We start from the raw sequence: 2,803 nt of genomic DNA, 5'->3' as shown, positions 1-2,803 counted from the left end.
GTCGCCCACCGATGCAAAACACCAAGCTCTTGCTAACCAGTTTCACCTTTGTGGGACTGCTCGCACTCGCCGGTTGTTCATTCCCCGGGGTTTACAAAATCGACATCCAGCAGGGCAATGTCGTCACGCAGGATATGATAGACCAGTTACGCCCGGGAATGACCCGGCCGCAAGTACGGTTTATCATGGGTAACCCCCTGCTGACCGACACGTTCCATGCCGATCGCTGGGATTATCTGTACAGCCTGCAACCGGGTGGCGGTGAACGCCAACAGGAACGCGTCAGCGTTATTTTTAACTCAAACGACCAGCTTGTCAGCCTGTCGGGTGATTTCATGCCCGGCGTGAGCCGTGACGAAGCCATTCTCGGCAAGGACAGCGGCACGACCAACGTGACCGCCCCTGCTGAAAACGCCGAGAAGCCGAAACCGGAAAAACCGGCCAAGCCAGGTTCCTTGCTGGATCAGATCCAGAAGGACGTCGATGGCGTGGAGACCGTTCCGGTTCCGACACCAGAGCCGCTGGACACCTCGCCGCAGTAATTTGCGAGGCAATAAAAAACCCGGAAATTCCGGGTTTTTTATTGCCTGCCGTTTGGCCTGGTCACTGATGTCGCGCTTTCGCCTCGGCAGCCTTGGCTGCCCGCAAGCGTCGAACCTCTTTCGGATCAGCCAGCAATGGCCGGTAGATTTCGATGCGATCGCCCGCCTGAACCGGTCGACTCTGCGGATCGGCAACCACCTTGCCGAAAATTCCCAGCGGGCAGTCGGCCAGATTCAGCGGCGCAAACTCATCGCCAATGCCGGACTTGAGCACGGCCTCGCGCACGGTCGTGCTTTGCGGAACACTGACCACGCGCAAAACCTGACGATCAACGGCGGCATACACCACCTCGATTTCGATCATCGTCTCAACCATGCATCTGCTTGGCGCGCTGACAGAACGCATCCACCAGCGTATTCGCCGCCTGATTGAACAGCGGCCCGAGCGTCGCGCGCACCAGAGGCCCGGCATAATCGAAGGACAGATCGAGACTGATCTTGCAGGCCTTCTCATTCAACACCTTGAACACCCAGACGCCGTGCAATTGATTGAATGGACCTTCTTCAAGGTTCATCTCGATCGACTGCCCCGGCACCAGCGTATTGCGTGTGACGAAGTGCTGGCTGAGGCCGCCCTTCGCCACGCCGACGCTGGCGCGCATATGCTCCGGTGAGCTTTCCAGCACCTCGGCCGCCGAGCACCACGGCAGAAACTCCGGATAACGCGCCACATCGTTGACGAGGTCATAGAGAAATTGCGCCGGGTACGGCAGCAGCGCTGATCGTTGAATATGTGTCGTCATGTAAGCGTTACTTCCAGAGCTGAGCGGCAAACACTACAAGAATGCCGATAGGCGCCACGTAGCGCATCAAGAACAAAGACAGGGCAAACAGTGCCGGATTACGGATCGACAACTCGTCACGCACCGCTTCACGCCCCATCACCCAACCGGCAAACAGCACGAAACACAGGCCACCGAGCGGCAACATGATCCGCGAGGTGAAGAAATCGATCACGCCAAAGAAGTCCAGACCGCTCTTCGCTCCCCATTGGTAGAGGTGAAACATCCCGCCTTCGTTCACGAAAAATTTGGCTTCCTTCCAGATATTGAAGGAGAACACCGTGCCCAAACCGACGAACCAGCAAGTGAAAGCCAGCCAGAAAGTCACCCAGGCGCGGCTGACTTTGGTGCGTTCAACCAGATACGCCACCATCGGTTCGAGCAGGGAAATTGCCGAACTCCATGCTGCAACGGCCACCAGAACGAAGAACACCACGCCCATCAACTGACCGAACGCGACGTTACCAAAGGCAAATGGCAGGCTGACGAACATCAGGCCCGGGCCTTCGCTCGGGTTGAGGCCCGCTGCGAATACGATCGGGAACAAGGCCAGGCCGGCGACCAGCGAAACGAAGGTATCCAGCAGCGCCACACCGACAACGGTGCCGGACAGCGACGCGTTTTTCGGCATGTAGGCGCCGTAGATCATGATTGAACCGACGCCCACACTCAGCGAAAAGAATGCGTGTCCCATTGCCGGCAGCAAGCCGTCGAGAACCTTTTCCGGGTGGAAGTCGAACATGAAGTGCACGCCCTCCATGAAATGTCCGGTGGTCATGCTGTAACCGAGCAACACCAGAATCATCACGAACAGTAGCGGCATCATGATTCGCAAGCTGCGCTCAAGCCCTGCAACCACGCCTTTGGCGATCACGAAAGCCGATAACAGCATAAAAATCGTGTGCCAAAGTGTCAGGCGCCAAGGATTGGAGATGACATTCCCGAAGTACGCCCCGACCTGATCAGCCGTTACGCCCTGGAAATCCCCACGTCCCATGTCGATGATGTAATCCAGCGACCAGCCGCCGACCACGCTGTAGAAAGACAGGATCAGCAGCGCCGTGATCATCCCGGCAAACGCCCCCCACGACCACTTGGGCGAATGCCCTGCCTCGATTGCCAGTACCTTCAAGGCGTTGGCCGGACTCTGCCGCGCACGCCGACCAATCAGGGTTTCGGCCAGCATTACCGGGATACCGATCAAGGCAATGCATGCCAGAAACATCAGCACAAAGGCGCCGCCGCCGTAGACCCCGACCATGTACGGGAACTTCCAGATGCTGCCCAACCCCACGGCCGAACCGGTCGCGGCGAATATGAAAACCCAGCGGCTAGCCCAACTGCCGTGGACAGAAACCTTGTCTGTCGCCAGCGGGTAGCACGCCCCAGCGGTCGCACACGAGGCCGCAGGGGCGGGGA

4 protein-coding genes are annotated in these 2,803 nt (G+C 58.4%); 1 reads left to right on the top strand and 3 read right to left on the bottom strand.

Annotated elements, in window-relative coordinates; genetic code table 11:
* The first annotated feature begins 11 nt into the window (after nt 1-11).
* Nucleotides 12-542 (top strand): outer membrane protein assembly factor BamE, encoded by a 531-nt coding sequence (locus ACIPZE_RS19875; RefSeq protein WP_129388930.1) that lies wholly within the window; start codon nt 12-14, stop codon nt 540-542.
* 61 nt (nt 543-603) lie between these two features.
* Here ACIPZE_RS19875 and ACIPZE_RS19870 read toward each other — a convergent pair whose 3' ends face one another.
* The 3 genes from ACIPZE_RS19870 to ACIPZE_RS19860 are packed head-to-tail and all read right to left on the bottom strand — an operon-like array spanning nt 604 to nt 2,756.
* Entirely contained in the window at nt 604-918 is a 315-nt protein-coding gene (locus ACIPZE_RS19870) for an RnfH family protein (protein WP_283437731.1), read from the bottom strand.
* On the bottom strand, nt 911-1,345 hold the full coding sequence (locus tag ACIPZE_RS19865; protein WP_008088301.1) for a type II toxin-antitoxin system RatA family toxin: 435 nt from the start codon (nt 1,343-1,345) through the stop codon (nt 911-913). The genes ACIPZE_RS19870 and ACIPZE_RS19865 overlap by 8 nt, the downstream gene beginning before the upstream one ends.
* Before the next feature lie 7 nt (nt 1,346-1,352).
* Nucleotides 1,353-2,756, bottom strand: a complete 1,404-nt coding sequence (locus ACIPZE_RS19860) for a sodium-dependent transporter (RefSeq protein WP_400774778.1) — start codon at nt 2,754-2,756, stop codon at nt 1,353-1,355.
* Nucleotides 2,757-2,803: the final 47 nt, after the last annotated feature.

Source organism: Pseudomonas sp. NPDC089741, from assembly GCF_044748825.1.
In the GTDB taxonomy this organism is placed as follows: domain Bacteria; phylum Pseudomonadota; class Gammaproteobacteria; order Pseudomonadales; family Pseudomonadaceae; genus Aquipseudomonas; species Aquipseudomonas helmanticensis.
The sequence above is the reverse complement of the archived record's forward strand: the minus strand, read 5'-3'. Positions and strand labels throughout refer to the sequence as shown.